Source organism: Chromobacterium alticapitis (assembly GCF_002924365.1).
In the GTDB taxonomy this organism is placed as follows: Bacteria; Pseudomonadota; Gammaproteobacteria; order Burkholderiales; family Chromobacteriaceae; genus Chromobacterium; species Chromobacterium alticapitis.
Map to the genome: position 1 here is coordinate 1 of NZ_PQWB01000069.1, position 16064 is coordinate 16064.

The 16064-nt window shown below is 62.5% G+C and carries 10 protein-coding genes; 6 read left to right on the forward strand and 4 right to left on the reverse strand.

The genetic code is table 11. From position 1 onward, the window contains the following. A partial coding sequence (locus C2I19_RS14805; RefSeq protein ID WP_146056830.1) for a sensor domain-containing diguanylate cyclase occupies positions 1-791 on the forward strand: 791 nt, incomplete at its 5' end. A gap of 233 nt (positions 792-1024) precedes the next feature. Here the strand turns inward: C2I19_RS14805 and mpl are convergent. From mpl to C2I19_RS14825, 4 genes are all read right to left on the reverse strand, one after another. Further along, positions 1025-2395: a UDP-N-acetylmuramate:L-alanyl-gamma-D-glutamyl-meso-diaminopimelate ligase gene (gene mpl / locus C2I19_RS14810; protein WP_103903463.1), complete on the reverse strand. Its 1371-nt coding sequence runs from the start codon at positions 2393-2395 to the stop codon at positions 1025-1027. 110 nt (positions 2396-2505) lie between these two features. Then, positions 2506-2979, reverse strand: coding sequence for a DUF1841 family protein (locus tag C2I19_RS14815; RefSeq protein ID WP_103903464.1), 474 nt, complete (start codon positions 2977-2979; stop codon positions 2506-2508). A gap of 139 nt (positions 2980-3118) precedes the next feature. Then, a complete protein-coding gene (locus C2I19_RS14820) occupies positions 3119-3670 on the reverse strand; it encodes a NuoB/complex I 20 kDa subunit family protein (protein WP_103903465.1) in 552 nt (183 codons plus the stop codon). Positions 3671-4077: 407 nt separating this feature from the next. After that, positions 4078-5826: a carbamoyltransferase family protein gene (locus C2I19_RS14825; protein WP_158253723.1), complete on the reverse strand. Its 1749-nt coding sequence runs from the start codon at positions 5824-5826 to the stop codon at positions 4078-4080. Between the two features lie 247 nt (positions 5827-6073). On the opposite strand from C2I19_RS14825, the gene fabD (C2I19_RS14830) reads away from it, so the two are divergent. The 5 genes from fabD (C2I19_RS14830) to C2I19_RS14850 form a co-directional block, all read left to right on the forward strand. After that, on the forward strand, positions 6074-8419 hold the full coding sequence (fabD, locus tag C2I19_RS14830; protein WP_103903467.1) for an ACP S-malonyltransferase: 2346 nt from the start codon (positions 6074-6076) through the stop codon (positions 8417-8419). Between the two features lie 134 nt (positions 8420-8553). Further along, complete coding sequence (locus C2I19_RS14835; protein WP_158253724.1) at positions 8554-9309, forward strand: 4'-phosphopantetheinyl transferase family protein; 756 nt, start codon at positions 8554-8556, stop codon at positions 9307-9309. Further along, entirely contained in the window at positions 9306-10283 is a 978-nt protein-coding gene (locus C2I19_RS14840; RefSeq protein WP_103903469.1) for an acyltransferase domain-containing protein, read from the forward strand. The genes C2I19_RS14835 and C2I19_RS14840 overlap by 4 nt, the downstream gene beginning before the upstream one ends. A 470-nt stretch (positions 10284-10753) precedes the next feature. Beyond that, complete coding sequence (fabD, locus tag C2I19_RS14845; RefSeq protein WP_103903470.1) at positions 10754-11644, forward strand: ACP S-malonyltransferase; 891 nt, start codon at positions 10754-10756, stop codon at positions 11642-11644. Between the two features lie 11 nt (positions 11645-11655). Beyond that, the coding region (locus C2I19_RS14850) for a beta-ketoacyl synthase N-terminal-like domain-containing protein (protein WP_199181202.1) at positions 11656-16064 on the forward strand (4409 nt) is incomplete at its 3' end.

Below are 16064 nucleotides of genomic sequence, written 5' to 3' on the forward strand. Positions count from 1 at the left end.
GCTCGATGTACGACTTCCTGCCCCACCCCGCCGACGCTGCCGCCATCCGCCATGATCTGGCCCAGCACAGCATGATCTACAACCGCGGCATGCAGCTGCGCACCATCAACGGCCGCAGCTTCGATGTGCAGCTATCCGTGCGCACGGTGAACTTGAACGACGGCCCCATGCTGGTATTCAGCTTCTCCGACCGCACCGAAGCCAAGGTGATGAGCCAGTTGCTGGATTTCGAACGCCAGCTGGTGCAGCGCTCGCTGAACATCGTCAAAACCTTGAAGGAAGAAGGCAACCAGAATGAGGACGAGGACAGGCTGACCGGCGTCGCCGGCATGCATAGGCTGATGTCGGCGGCCCACGCCGAAACCGGGCGCGTGCTGCGCTACGGCGGCGCGCTGTCCATTCTGGCGATGGCGCTGGTCAACGCGCCGGACATGGTGCCGAAGGAGGACGACGGCTCCGCCTACAATCACCTGCTGCGGCTGGCGGCCAGCCTATGCCTGCAAAGCATACGCGACAGCGATCTGGTGGCGCGCCGCGGCGACAACGCCTTCGTCGTGCTGCTGCCCAGCACCGACATGACCGGCGCCAGCGAGCTGGCGCGCCGCCTGATCACCTCGCTGCGCCAGCTGACCTTTCTGTATCAAGGCGTGGAGCGGCAGGCCGCCGCCTGCGTCGGACTCAGCGCGCTGCGCGCGGACGAAACCAGCCCCAAAGCCATGCTGGAGCGGCTGGAAATCGCCCTGTTCAAAGCGCGCGAAGGCGGCGCCAATTACGTGGTCCGGCTGCCCTGACTCCATTGCGCCGCCGCATTCATGCAAAACGCCGATGAGAAGACATCGGCGTTTGCGTTTGGAGCCACCTGTAGCGCGGGTTGGCCAAAGGCCATACCCGCGAACAATTCGACCATCCCGCGAGACACGACGAACCATCGATTGGCGCTTACCAACCTGGGTTAAACGCTGCGACCCGCGGCCACATCAATCGCGGGTATGGCCGCAGGCCAACCCGCGCTACGCGACAGGCCTCAAACCAATCTATCAAGCAGCTTCTGGTGTATGCCGCCGAATCCGCCGTTGCTCATCACCAGCACGTGGTCGCCCGGACGGGCCGCCGCGACGATGGCATCCACCAGCGCGTCAAAGTCGGTGAAGGTTTGCGCCTGGTCGCCCATGGGCTCCAGCGCCTCAGCAGGATTCCAGTTGAGGCCGGCGGCGGAGCAGAACACTTGGTCGGCCAATGCCAGCGAACCAGGCAGCGCTTCCTTCATGGTGCCCAGCTTCATGGTGTTGGAGCGCGGCTCCAGCACCGCCAGGATGCGCGCCGCGCCCACCTTGCGGCGCAGGCCTTCCAGCGTGGTGGCGATGGCGGTGGGATGGTGGGCGAAGTCGTCGTAGACTGTGACGCCGTTCGCCGCGCCCTTCACTTCCATGCGGCGCTTGACGTTGGCGAAGCGGGACAGCGCGTCTATCGCGTCCTTCACCGCCACGCCGGCATGGCGGGCGGCGGCGATGGCGGCCACGGCGTTCAGGCGGTTGTGCTCGCCCATCAGGCCCCAATGCACGGTGCCTTGCGGCTTGCCCTCCAGCAGCACGTCGAAGCCGCCATCGTCATGCAAAGCGCCCAACTGCCAGCCAGCCTCCACGCCGAAACGCTCCACCGGCGTCCAGCTGCCGCGCTCCAACACGCGGTCCAGATTGGCCTCGCGGCCGTTGCTGACGATGCGGCCGTTGCCAGGGATGGTGCGCACTAGGTGGTGGAACTGAGTTTCGATAGCGGCCAGGTCGGCGAAGATGTCGGCGTGGTCGAATTCCAGATTATTGAGGATGGCGGTGCGCGGCCGGTAGTGGACGAACTTGGAACGCTTGTCGAAGAAGGCGGTGTCGTACTCGTCGGCCTCGATCACGAAGAAGGGGCTTGTGCTCGCAGGGTCCAGCGCTGGCTTGCCCGGCAGCCGCGCCGATACGCCAAAGTTTTCCGGAATGCCGCCGATCAGGAAGCCCGGCGCCAGGCCGGCGTCCTCCAGTATCCACGCCAGCATGGAGCTGGTGGTGGTCTTGCCGTGGGTGCCGGCCACCGCCAGCACCCATTTGTCGTGCAGCACATTCTCCGCCAGCCACTGCGGGCCGGAGATATACGGCAGGCCGCGATTGAGGATTTCTTCCATCAAGGGCTTGCCGCGCGTCACCACATTGCCGATCACGTACACATCCGGATTCAGGTCCACCTGTTCCGCGCCGAAGCCCTGCACCAGCTCAATGCCCATCGCCTCCAGTTGGGTGCTCATCGGCGGGTAGACGTTGGCGTCGCAGCCGGTGACTTTGTGGCCGGCTTGTTTGGCGATGGCGGCGATGCCGCCCATGAAGGTACCGCAGATACCCAGGATGTGGATGTGCATATCGGTTCAACGCAGCTGAAAACAACGAAACCGCAAGGATACCGGAAAGCCGGCCGCCCGGCGACGGCGCGGAGCTACGGCTTCACGCCCCGGCATGGGCGGGAATTCTCCTATTGCCTTACCAGTTGCCTTGCCGGCACGCGACTCGGACGTGAGGATTCCGCTTTTATCCGTATCGCTTGAATATACGCCTCAGGATTCATCGATGCCTTGTCGCGTTCGGCTCTGAGCATGATGTCAACAAAACAGTCCATGATCTGATGCACGGACTCATGTTCCGATCCACATTTAGCCGTCAGTCGCCGATGCAAGTTCGCGATTCCTGGCGGAAAATCCATTTGCAGCTGTTCTTCAATTGCCAAATGCAAGGATAAGTGTAGATAGGGATTGATGCGTCCGCCTTCCGGGGTAAAATCGGCTTGCAACGCCGGAGCCTGCTTATCAATGTCAGTATGAAACTCAGGATGTTCCGCAATAATGCTGGCCGTCATGCGCTCCAGCTTACTCATCTCTTGCTTTTGACAGTACTTCTCCCAAACATCGCACAAAAAAAGCCGCACTTCCAAGTGAGCACCATTCAACATGGTCCATCCTTTAATTCGCCTATTCTCCGGCCAATTTCAGCCGACAGGCTGCGTCAGGCACAAGAATGAGCAGATTTCAACATTTCGCCAAATGCTAGCCGCAGGATTCGCAGTCGAATGTCCGATCAGGTCCAAGTACTCACAGCAAGGGCTGGTTGCCGCGATCCACGGCTTTGATTTCAGCTAACGCGCGCGAAACCAGGCCCTTTCTTTCAGGGGATGAGCGATCCAGATGCGACTGCCGCACCTTGCGTTGCAATTGTATGAATCCATACAGCAGTGCCTCCGCGGTAGGCGGGCAGCCGGGAATATAGATATCAACCGGAATGATGCGATCACAACCTCGAACCACTGAGTATGCATAGTGGTAATAGCCGCCACCATTTGCGCAGGACCCCATGGAAATCACATAACGCGGCTCTGGCATCTGGTCGTATACCTTGCGCAGCGCCGGCGCCATTTTATTAGTCAACGTTCCTGCCACGATCATCAAGTCAGCTTGCCGAGGGCTGGGACGAAACACGCCGGCGCCGAAGCGATCCAGGTCATAGCGCGCAGCAGCGACATGCATCATTTCTACTGCACAACACGCTAAGCCAAAGGAAAGAGGCCAAATTGAACTAGTGCGGACAGTCGCTATCGCGCTCTCGACGCTCGTAAGGAAGAAGCCATTTTCAATGATTTGGGACATAGTGTTTTCCGTCGCGACAGACCGTGGTATTGATGGCAGGCAATGCGCAAGCCAATTACAATAATCTCAAAAGTATAACTATTACAAATAATTAAGTCAATAGCATTTAACAAGATGTTGCGCGCCAACATGCCCTCCCATGGCGTCACATGGCGGCCAAGAAGGAGGCGACAGCTCGCTCTAGCCATCAGGGAAGCGCTGAACAATTCAACCGTCAGCCAGCACAGCAGCCCCCAGCTCCAGGCTCGGGGCCTGCCGACACGGCCATCAGGTGGCAATTTACCCAGTATTGCCCCCTCAATTCCGAGACACACTCAGTTGGTTTGATGAATCAGGATACGGCCCCAAAAGACTGAACCCCCGAAAGATCAGGGGTTCGCCAACAGTCTGTCCCTGCTTTGCTGAGCTTATTTCTCTATCAGCACGTCATCAATGAACAGCGCATCCAAGCCGCTTGTATAAAATACGGCCAACGCATCTTCCACCGAATGCGAAATAGGCTTACCCATGACGTTGAAGCTGGTATTGAGCACCAGAGGCACGCCGGTCAGTTGGTGGAAATGAGAGATGAGGCGGTGATAGCGCTCGTTCCATTCCTTGCGCACGCTCTGCAGCCGCCCCGTCCCATCCTCGTGCACGACGCCCGGAACCTTATGCATGATGTCGTGCCGGAACTTCAGGGTGCGCTCCATATATGGCGTTTCCTGATAATTCTCGAAATATTCCGGCCCGTATTCGTGCAGGATGGACGGCGCGAATGGACGGAACTCCTCGCGAAACTTGACCTTGGCGTTGATTTCCTCCTTGATGCTTGCCGATCTTGGGTCAGCCAAGATGGAGCGATTACCAAGCGCCCTCGGACCAAACTCAGCCGCGCCTTGCACCCAGCCGATGATCATTCCCTGCGCGAGCAATTCCGCGGCACGCGTCGCCGGGTCATCGCATACGCTCAATTTAGGGATCCGCCCAAATTGCACCACCTGATCCAACACCTGTTTCGACATGCGAGAACCTAGGTATGGGGATTGGAATCCAGGATGGGGCCGCCAATCCGGGTGATCCTCGCTGAATGCCAGCAAAGCGGCGCCGATGGCATTGCCATCATCGGCCGGCGCGGCGAACACGTGCAGACTCTTGAAGGATGTGTTCTCCAGGATACGGCCATTGGCGGAGGAGTTGAGCGCGCAGCCGCCACCGAGCACAAGATTGTCCGATGTCACCCGTTCGCGCAGGTTGTTCAAGTACTGGAACAGCACTTCGGAAAACACTTTTTGCCCGGCATAGGCGACATTGGCCATCTCGATGGCCGGCTGTCCCTTGCGGCGCCGCATCTCATGCATGCGCTGGAAAATGTCGGCGTGGCGCGATTCGTCGCAAAACTCTATCTGCAGTCCATTGACGTGGATCATGCCGCGGAAGAATTGATAGATTTCCTCGTCATGCCAGCCGTAGGGCGCCAAGCCCATGACTTTCCACTCTTCGCCCGACAACTGGCCAAAACCGCAGGTGTCGCACACATACGTGAAAAATGCGCCAAGGCTTCCCGGCGACGAGCCTCGCGGCGTCCTGATTTCCTCCAACCGCCCATCCCGGTAGACATAGCCGGCAGCGGCGCGGTCCTCGCCATAGCCGTCCACGATCGCGCAAACCGCTTCTGAGTAAGGGCTGCTGAAACATGCTGTGGCGGCGTGGGTCAGGTGATGCTCGTACCCTCGCAACTGAAGAGGCTGGCCGATATCGCGTTCAAGCTGGCTCAGCTCGTATTCGACCGTCCGCCCACGCTGGGAGAGCATGTTTAGCGTGGAAAGGAGCGAGAATCGCGTCATCGCCATCTGGCGGCCGAGCGAAGACGGCACCGTGCCGAAACGCTCCTTCAGACTCACCATTTCGCGTTCGATATAGCTCAGATTGCGACGGACCAGCGCCTCGGTGCCCTCGCTCCATGAGTACGCCAACACCAGTTCCGCATCCGGCTCGCAGTAGCGCGCAATGAGCTCTCCGGTGCGATGGAACAGATCGGGCGCAATATTGAAGGCCCGCTTGTATTGCAGCGGGCGCTCCGTCGCCTCCGCAAACACGACTCGGCCGCTGGAATCGACGATGGCGATCGCGCTGTCGTGGAAAGAGTTCGAGAAGCCGATGTAGTTTCGTTTCATTGAGTATTCCCTGACTGAACAAACAACCTTCAAACACAACCCTTCGGCAAGCGTGACGCGCGCCGGCGCGCCTGTGCACGAGAGGGCGGCAACAGGCATCACTTTTTACAAAAATGACATACTACGTTATTCTATTTATTTTTTAAGCATATTTATTTACGCTATCTCTTGCGGGCCGCTGTTGCGCGCCGGGTCCCATGCCGCATTCCGCACACATGATCAACCGCTGTTTCATTCAACGAAAAACATGAAGATCATTTTATTTCCTGGCCAAGGCGCCCAGTTCAAAGGCATGGGCAAGGCCTTGTTTCCGCGCTACCGGGCGCTGGCCGAACGGGCCTCGGACATCCTGGGCTACGCCATCGAACAGCTTTGCGTCGAAGATCAGGATGGCCTGTTGCGTCAAACGCAATACACACAGCCGGCCCTCTATGTCGTGGGCGCGATGCACTACCAATCGATGTTGGACGACGGCGCAGCCGAACCGGAGTTTTTCGCCGGCCACAGCATCGGCGAATACAACGCGCTGCTGGCGGCGGGCGCTTTCGACTTCGCCACCGGCTTGCGGCTAGTGCAAAAGCGAGGCGCGCTGATGGCCCAGGCCAGCGGCGGCGGCATGGCTGCCGTGATCGGATTGGACAGCGTCAAACTGCAGGCCCTGCTTGAGCAACGGCAATTGCGGGAAATCGACCTCGCCAACTTCAACACCCCTAGCCAAACCGTGATAGCCGGTCCACGTGAAGCTTTGCAGACCTTCGAAAAAATCGTGGCCGATGCCGGCGCGCGCCTGGTGCCGCTGAACGTCAGCGCGGCGTTCCACTCCCGCTACATGCGGCCCGCCCAGCAGGCTTTTTCCGAATTTCTGCAGGGTTTCCATTTGCAAGGGCCGCGCATCCCCGTGATTGCCAATGCGACCGCGCAACCTTACGGCCGGGACGATACGGCGCGACTGCTTGCCGAACAGCTCGCGGCACCGGTGCGCTGGACCGATTCGATCCGTTACCTGATCGAATCCGGCGCCGACGATTTCGTTGAAATCGGCTCCAGCATCTTGGGCAAGATGGTGGAGGAAATCCGGCGCGCAATGCCCCCCGCGCCCTCCCCCAAACCCACGCCGCAGAGCGCGAGCGCGAGTGCGATACCGGTCGCGCCGTCGCGCGGCATCGCCGTCGACACGCTCGGCAGCGCCGAATTTAAGCGCCGCTTCTCCATTCGCTACCCTTATATGTCGGGCGCGATGTACCGCGGCATCAGCAGCCCGGAAATCGTCGTGCGCATGGGCAAGGCCGGCATGATGGGTTTTCTGGGGACCGGGGGAATGCCGCTGGAAGAAATCGACGCCGGACTGTCACGCATCCAGAGCCAGTTGAGCGAAGGCCAATCCTACGGCATGAATCTGCTGGCCAATTACAGCTATCCGGAACGGGAGCGCCAGACAGTAGAACTCTACCTGCGACGCGGCGTGCGCTTTATCGAAGCCGCCGCATTCACGCAGATGACATCGTCCATCGTGCTGTTCCGCCTGAGAGGACTCGGCCGCGAGCCGAATGGCCGCATCATCAGCCGGCACCGCGTGCTTGCCAAACTCTCGCGCCCGGAAGTGGCCGAAGCCTTCATGAGCCCGCCGCCCGAGCACATCGTGGCCCAGTTGCTGCATGAAGGCGCGATCACTCCCGAACAGGCCGAGCTGGCCAAGCTGGTGCCGGTCAGCGCCGACATTTGCGTGGAGGCGGATTCCGGCGGACACACCGATGGCGGCATACCCACCGTCTTGTTCCCAGCCATGCTGACGCTCAAGCGGCGGCTGGAGGAGCGGCATGGTTACGCCGACCCCATCTGCATGGGGCTGGCCGGCGGCATTGGCACGCCGGAATCCGCAGCCGCGGCATTCGTGCTGGGCGCGGACTTCATCCTCACCGGTTCGATCAATCAATGCACCGTAGAGGCCGGCACCAGCGGCGATGTCAAAACGCTGCTGCAGGAAATCAATGTTCAGGATACGGAATATGCGCCAGCGGGAGACATGTTCGAAGTCGGCGCCAAGGTGCAGGTTCTCAAGCGCGGCGTATTCTTTCCCACCCGAGCCAATAAGCTGTTCTCCCTGTACAGCCACTACAACAGCCTGGATGAAATTCCGGACAAGACCCGCGCCCAGCTGGAAAAAAACTACTTCAAGAAAAGCCTGAGCGAAATTTGGGACGACACCCGCCGCTATTTGGAAAAGGAAGGCCTGCAACATGAAATCGCCAAGGCCGAAACCAACCCCAAGCACAAAATGGCGCTCGTTTTCCGCTGGTATTTCAGCTACACCACGCGCCTGGCCCTGGACGGCGTCGAGAGCGAGCGCGTCAATTATCAAGTGCACATTGGCCCCGCGCTGGGTGCCTTCAACCAATGGGTGAAAGGCACGCCGCTCGAAGACTGGCGACGCCGCCATGTAGACGAGATAGGCAAACACCTGCTGGAAGAGGCCGCCAACTACCTGAACGCCGTTTGGCGTAGGCTGGACCCCGCGCAGACGCCAGCGCCTCTCGCAGAAAAAACCGTCCCCGCCCATGAGGCGGCCGCCGCCCCTTCACTCGCGGGACGATGATGCCGACTCGCCCAGAGCCAAGCTGCGCGGGAGAGAACGAGCCGATTTCGTTGCCGGAGGGCTGCGTCGATGTATGGATTTGCCGCGTAGCCGACAGCGACGATACCGAAACGCAAGCGCGCTGCCGTCAAGCCATGAGCGCCGAGGAGCGAACGAAGCAAGCGGCCTTCCACTTCGCCAAGGATAGGCTGCGCTATCTGCTCACCCGCGGGCTGGCGCGCTATGCCTTATCGCGCTACCTGCCTTTGCCGCCCGAGTCCTGGCGTTTCCAGTCGAACGCATACGGCCGCCCCGTCATAGGCAATGCGCCTCGCGACGCCAGATGGCTGACCTTCAACTTGTCGCATACCGATGAAATCATCGCGATGGCGATAGGCCGCCATCTCGCTTTAGGGGTGGATATCGAGCGCGCGCATGCCGACGCGCCGCTGAGCATCGCCGACAGTTTCTTTGCCAAAGCCGAAGCGCGCCAGCTGCGCGACCTGCCGGACTCGTTGCGCTCGCGCCGGTTCTACGAGCTATGGACGCTCAAAGAGTGCTATGTCAAAGCCAAAGGGGCCGGCCTATCCATTCCCCTGGACAAGTTCAGCTTCGACTTGGATAGGACGGACGAGGTCGGCATACGCTTCGACCCCGCGCTCGCCGACGCCCCCTCCCGCTGGCTCTTCTGGCAATGGCATCTATCCCCCGATCATATCGCAGCGCTTTGCGTCGAGCGTCCGGCCGAACGCGCATGCCGCGTCCGCCAATGGCAGAGCGTTCCCTTTCGGCATTACTGCGAAGTGCCGTTTCAGACGGAGCGTGCAAGCGCGGCAGCCTCGCGCCCGCGCTCGGATAGCGGCTCGGCTTGCGCACTATCGGCGCTGGCGCACCAGGAGACAGGCCAATGAATAGGCAAACCGTTTTCCTATTTGCGGGCCAGGGGTCCCACTACTACCAAATGGGGCGCCGGCTGTACGAGGAGGACGCCGTTTACCGTTCCGAGCTGCGCCGGCTGGATGAGCTGGCGGCGGAAACGCTCAGGTCATCGGTGCTGGCCGCGATATACGGTCCGCACGGCAAATCTCAGCCGTTCTCCGATATACGGCTGACGCATCCGGCCATTTTCATGGTCGAGTACGCGTTGGCCCGCGCGGCTATCGCGCGCGGCGCGCGGCCGGACATCACCCTGGGCGCCAGCCTGGGTATTTTCGCCGCCCTGGCCATCGCCGGACGCCTATCTGCGGACGACGCGCTGCGCCTGGTCATCCGCCAGGCGCTGACCATACATCAATACTGCCCAGCAGGCGGGATGCTGGCCGTGCTGTCTGACAGCGAGACGCTGATGGGGGAACTGAGCCAATGGGGCGAAATCTCTGGCCGCAATTTCGCGGGCCATTTCATTGTCTCCACGCCCAGCACCGGCATGGCGGCCATCGAGCACCATCTCAAGCGGCAAGGCGTCGTCCATCAGCGACTGGAAATCGACTATCCCTTTCACTCTTCCTGGATCGAGCCAGTCAAGCCAATGGTTCAGGCGCAAAGCCGGTCCGTCGCGCTGAACGCGGGCCCGGGCAGGGTCATCTGCTGCGCGCTCGCAGGCGAACTGAAACATTGGCATCCCGATCATTTGTGGCATGTGGCGCGGGGCGGCATCGCTTTCGCCGACACCATTGGGCAATTGGAAGCCGAAGGGGCCCACGACTATCTGGACCTGAGTCCATCCGGCACCTTGGGCACATTCATGCGTTATCTGCTGCCGCAGGGAGGGAAATCGCGCTGCCATGTTGCGATGACGCCTTATGGCAACGATCTACAACAACTCAGTGCCGCGGTAGGGGCGCTGGCGGCATCGCCCCGGCGCGACGCCGCCATCGCGCTTTAGGACGTGGAGGTCGCGCCGCGCATGGCCCATGCCCAAGGGTTTTGATCTCCCCGCTTGAGCACGCGCCCTCTGTTGCGCGCTTGCACTAGCCATGCGGCGCGAGCGATTCCCCAAGCCGAATCTGGATTCAGGGTGCAAATAAAACGCAAACCACTGTTCTTCATGACACTTTTAAAAGCAAACGGGCGGCTTGCGACTCCGCCGCCCCACGATTAGGCGTCGTTCAAACGGCGCTGGCGTTTTTCACCTGTCTCGCTCACTCGAAATTACAATGACAGACAACTATAAATGCAATTAACATACAACATTATAATTAAAACAACGCACATATGAACAATCGCTCAATAAGAATCCCCGCCCGCTTCAGGCCCGCCCGCGCCAGAGGCAACGACACCGCGCGCTGAACGCCATACGCTGCAGCGCACCGTCACGAATCGTTTTGTCGTCAGCAAACTTCGCGGGGAATCACGATGTCAGTTCTGGTATTTCCAGGCCAAGGCTCGCAATTTCAAGGCATGGGTCGGCGGTTGTTCGATGAAGTCACGCCCTTTTTGGAAAACGAGCAGGAAGTGGACCGCCTACTCGGCTACTCGGTGCGCCAGCTCTGCCTCGCCGACAACGATGAACGCTTGCGGCAAACCCGCTACACGCAACCCGCGCTCTACATAGTCAACGCCTTGCATTACTTCCAGGCCACGGCAGCGGGCGAACATCCCGCCTACTTGGCCGGACATAGCCTTGGCGAATACACCGCTTTGATGGCAGCCGGCGCCTTCGGCCTGCTCGATGGACTGCGGCTAGTCAAAATGCGCGGAGAACTCATGGCCGAAGCCACGGGCGGCGGGATGGCCGCCGTGCTGGGCCTCTCAGCAGAAAGCGTGGCCCATGTGCTGGACGAGCCGGCGCTAGCGGCGATTGATGCAGCGAATTTCAACTCGCCGCTGCAAACCGTCATCTCCGGCCCTGCCGACAAGATTGAACAAGCCGAAGCGCATTTCCTGGCAGCAGGCGCCAAGCGCTATGCGCGCCTGCCCGTCAGCGGCGCATTCCACTCTCGCTACATGATCCGCGCCGCCGATCGCTTCTCCGACTATCTGAAAGGCTTTTCCTTCCGTCCTCTGCGCCTGCCGGTCGTCTCCAACGTCACCGGTCGCCCCTATCCGGCAGGCGACCCCGACAAAGTGATCCGCGCCTTTTTGACGGCCCAGATCACGCGACCCGTTTTATGGCAGGAAAGCATCGCCTGGCTACGGCAGGCCGGCGAACGGCGCTTTTCCGAGGCAGGCCCCGGCCAAGTACTGAGCAGACTGATCGCGGACATCGAGGAAGCGCTTACCGCTCCTTCCGCGCTGACCTCTTAACGACAGAGCACATGATGAACACCATCGCCAGCGTTGCAAACCATGTATGCGGCTTCATCGCCATTCCCGCGCTCGAAGCCTGCCGCAAAACCGGCATATTGACGCGCGTATCGTCCGAGGAGTCGTTCCTGGCGGAAGAGTTGGCCAGGGAGATGGGCTTGAGCGAGGCGACGCTGGGCATCGTGCTACGCTGCCTGCAATTGGCGGGGTGCGCGGAGATTCGCGAGACGGGACGGTGGCAGCTAAGCGAGCTGTCAGCAAGCTTCGTCGCGCCGCAGCCGGATCTGATGACACTGCTGTCCAACCCTTACGGTTCGGCCGACAGCGTCGAAGCCCTGGCGTCCTGCCTGGAACTGTCGGCGCGGCGCTGGGATGCCCCGGCCATCGCGCCGCTGCTGGATCAGATGCTGACAACGCTTCTCCTGGCGCGCGTCGCGCACGGCGAGCCGGCCGCGTCAGACGCGCAGCCGCCTCTGCTGCGCGAACGACTCTCTGCCTTTCTAGCCGCCCGCCATGGCACACAGGACGACGAGGATGCGGCAGCCAAGGACTGCGCGGTCCTGATGCGCTATGCGCCCATTCTGGCCCGCTTGGATGGCTTGCTCGCAGGCACGGCGCGCCCCGAGCCGGATCATGGCTGCCTGCTGGACGCCATCGCCGCGGCGATGGTCCGCATCGCGCTGGACGCCTGCGGCGACGGCAGGATGGATAATCTCGTACTCTGGCATTTCGGCTCGGAAAAACGCCGGGCGGCCCTCAGCGAGGCCATCTTGCGTCATCTGCCGCGCGCGCCGCGCGTCATCGCGGTAGAAGTCTCGCCGAGCGTCGAGGCCGGAGCCGGGGAGCCCGCGCCCGTCACGCTGAGCGGAGATTGCCTGACCCCGCGGGATGCGCTGCGCCAGTTGGGCGAGGCGACAAGCGGCCGCTGCCTGCATATCGTGAACATGCCGGGCCGCCGCGCCGCCCGCTCCGGCGAGGCGCCCAAACTGGAGGCGGCGTTCGCCGCCTGGGCCGACCTGGGCGCGGCGCATGAGTGGCTGATACTCGAAGAACATGCGGCCTCCGCTGCGCAGCATACGCTCAGCGCGGCTTGCTCATGCCTGGAGCAAGGTCTTGCCGCGCTGCGCGAACTGGCGGAGCTCACGCTTCGCAGCGCGGACGACTGCCTGATGCTGGCCGCCGCGGCCCAGCTCTTTCCGGCGCCCGGCCCGGCGCAAACCCTTCCGCAAACTGAGCCGCTGGCGCGCCTGAGCCTGCATCGTCTGCAAAAGCGCGACTATCGCATACGCCCTCTGCAAATCGATGATCTGCCCGCCATGACGCGGCTGGAAAACCTGTGCTGGGGATCGGCCCTGGCGGCCGACGAAATGACGCTGCTGCGGCGCTTGCGGCAGTTTCCCAGCGGCCAGCTAGCCTTGCTGCAGGATGACCGCCTGATCGGCGCCATGTATACGCAGCGCATTGCCGGCGAGGAAGACATTCTGGCCGCCAATGCCCTGAATATTCTTGAGCGCCATGCCGATGACGGCCTGGTCATCCAGTTGCTGGCCGTCAATATCGATCCCGATTGGCAAGACCGGGGGCTGGGCGACCAATTGCTGGAATTCATGCTGCAGCGCTGCGCGGTGCTGGATGGCGTCGAAACCGTACTGGCGGTCACGCGCGGCAAGGACTACCCCCAGCACGCGCCGCTGCCGATGTCGGACTACATCAAGCTGCGCAACCCTCGCGGCTATCTGGTCGATCCCGTCCTGCGCTTCCATGAACTGCACGGCGCCGCGATCCGGCGGGCCCTGCCTGGCTACCGTCCCGGCGACGCGGATAATCAAGAATACGGCGTTCTCGTCGGCTACGACATTCGCCGCCGCCACCGGGCGGAACAGGCGTCTGCCGCGTCCGATTGCGCCGAGACCAGCCCTGAAACCATCCGCGCGGCGGTTCAGGAGCACATCCAGGCTTTGCTGCCGCAAGCCGCCCGCTTCGCGCCGGATCGGCCGCTGATCGAAATGGGGCTGGACTCCGCCAGCCTGCTCCAGTTGACCGAGGCGCTGACGGATCGTTTCCGCTTGAAACTGGGCAGCGCCTTCTTCTTCGAGTTCAACACCAGCGCCAAAGTCGTGGCGGAATTGCAAGCCCGGCTGGAAACCCGCCGGACCGCCGCCGCCGCGCAAGCGCCGCAAACCGACGCGGTCTCGCCTGAGGATGCGGACGCGGTCGCCATCGTCGGTATTTCTCTGCGCCTGCCCGGCGGCATAGAGGACTTGGACAGCCTCTGGCGCTTGCTGCGCGATCAGGAATGCGCGGTTGGCCGCATGCCCGCCGCGCGTTGGCGCTGGCCCGAGGACATCCGGCCGGAAACCGCGCACCCCGGCGTCGATTGCGCGGGCACGCTGGATCACATCGATCGTTTCGACGCCGAATGTTTCCGCCTGTCCCCTGCCGAGGCGGAGCTGATAGACCCGCAGCAGCGCATCCTGCTTGAGCTGTGCTGGCATTGCCTCGAAGACGCCGGCTATGCGCCCGAGCAGTTCGCCGGCAGCCAGACCGGCGTTTTCGTCGGCGCCAGCGGCGTCGATTACCTGCGTCAACTGCAACAGCAGCCGCAAGTCGCCCCGCAATACGGCTTGGCGAAGTCGGCCGCGATCCTCGCCAACAGGCTGTCCTATTTCTTTGATCTGCAAGGCCCCAGTCTGCAGATCGACACCGCCTGCTCCAGCTCGCTGGTCGCCATCCACCAGGCCTTGCAGGCCCTGCGCGACGGCCTGTGCGACCAGGCTGTCGTCGCGGGCATCCATGTCATGACCGACCCGGCCACCACCATCGCCTATTACAAGGCGGGCATGCTGTCGCCGACCGGCCGCTGCCATACCTTCGATGCCGCCGCCGATGGCTATGTCCGCTCGGAAGGCGCGATCGCGATGCTGCTCAAGCCGCTGACACAGGCCAGGCGGCAAGGGAATCACATCTATGCGGTCGTGCGCGGCGCCGCCGTCAACCATGGCGGCCGCGCCGGCGGCCTAACCGTTCCCCATCCCGGCCGCCAAGCGGACCTGCTGGTCGAGGCCTACCGACGGGCGAAGGCGCCGATCCGCCGGCTAAGCTATATCGAAGCCCACGGCACCGGCACTCCGCTTGGCGATCCGATCGAGGTGCAAGGCATCAAGACGGCGATCCGGCGCCTGTCCGAAGGCGATGCGGCGCCGGCCTCCTGCGGCATCGGCTCGATCAAGACCAATCTGGGCCATCTCGAGGCGGCGGCCGGCATGGCCGGCATGCTAAAGGTCATCCTGGCCATGCGGCATGGCGTATTGCCCGGCAACGCGGGCTTCGTCCGCTTGAACCCCCGTATCGAACTGGACAGCTGCCTATATATCGCAAAGCAGACGCAGCCATGGTCCGCCGCGCTGGCGCAAAATCCTTTGCTCGCCGGCGTCAGCAGCTTCGGCTCCGGCGGCACCAATGCCCATATCGTGCTCGAAGCGCCGCCACGCCAGGAAAGCGCGCCTCGACATCCCGGCCTGCTGCTGTTGCCGCTGTCCGCGGCCAGCGAACCGCAACTGCGCCAGCTTGCCGGCGACCTTATCGCAAAATTGAGCGCCTCGCCTGTCGAGGCGGCCTCGCTGTGCGCCACCATGCAGCTTGGCCGTACGCCGCTGGCTTGCCGCTTGCTGTTCGCCGCCGCGCAGCCATCGTCGCTGCAGGGCCTGCTTCGCGACTGCGATCGCTCCGCCATTGCCGCGGGCGGGCTGCTGACCGCCGCCGACATCGACCTCGCCGACCCGCGGCATGCGCGCTGGCTCCGCTGCGGCGAAGCCTGGCTAAATGGTGGGCAGACCGACTGGGGCTCGCTATACGACGGCGCGTTGCCGCCAAAACTCAGCCTGCCCGGCTACCCCTTTCTACGCGGCCGCCACTGGCTCCCCGCCGCAAGCGCCGACGCGGCACGCCCGCATGCGCTGGCGCTGCGCGACGTATCGGATAGCGCCGGCCCGTGCTATGCCGCGACACTCGACGCCTCCTCGTTCATTGTGCGCGACCACGTCGTCCGCGGCCGCGCCGTCCTCCCCGCTGCGGCCCAGTTGGAGCTGGCTCGCGCCGCGGCTTGCCGCGGCTTGAACGCCGACGACGGCGCGCAGATCGAGCTATTGGACACCGTCTTCCTGCGCCCGGCCCAAGCCGACGGCGCGCTCTCGCTGCATGCCCGCCTGCGCCCGGATGCAGACAGAACCATGGCGTTCGAGATCCGCGGCGATGACGGCACGCTCTATAGCCAAGGCCGGGCCAGGCTGGCCGGCAAGGCCCCGCCACCCGATCTGCCGCAGACAATGTGGCAAGGACCGGCGCACGGCGCGCTGGCGAGCGACGAATGCTATGCCACGTTGTCCGGCATGGGGCTGGATTACGGCCCGGCCTACCGCGC